1 protein-coding gene is annotated in these 526 nt (G+C 32.7%); it reads left to right on the forward strand.

Annotated elements, in window-relative coordinates; genetic code table 11:
• Window positions 1-526: hypothetical protein (locus tag N2201_07550; protein MCX7786053.1), on the forward strand; the 526-nt coding region annotated here is incomplete at both ends.

Raw genomic sequence — 526 nt, forward strand, 5'->3', positions numbered from 1 at the left:
GGCAAGGACAGTATATTTATGCGGGCGGTGATGACTTATTGGCATTTGGACCGGTAGAGCAGATGCTTAAAACTTGTGCTCAGATAAGAAGAATATTCTTAAAAAAAGTTGGGAAGACTGCTAGTATCGGGATTGTTATAACTCATTACACAAATCCTTTAAGAAAAGACCTTGAACTGGTCCGAGAAAATTTAGAAAAAGCCAAAGAAGAATATGGCCGAGACGCCTTAGTAATTGCTATTCACTTGTCATCAGAAAGTATAATAGAATTTGGTTCTAAATGGGATATTTCAGTTAATGGAACTCAAAAATCATTTGATACAATAATAAGAGAGTTTTTATCTTTATTTAACTTAGAAAAATTAAAGATTGGCTTTATTTTTGATTTAATAAAAGAACTGCGCGCTTGTTATTGGGTAGATAATCATAGAAAATATTTCTTAAAAGAAATATTTGAATTAGAAGCACTGCGGTTATACAAAAGACATCGGCCAGGATTTAATCAACTTCCTCAATCCGAAAAAGA

The sequence above is a fragment of the candidate division WOR-3 bacterium genome (genome assembly GCA_026418155.1).
In the GTDB taxonomy this organism is placed as follows: Bacteria; Hydrothermota; Tepidihabitantia; order Tepidihabitantales; family CAIPLT01; genus JAOABV01.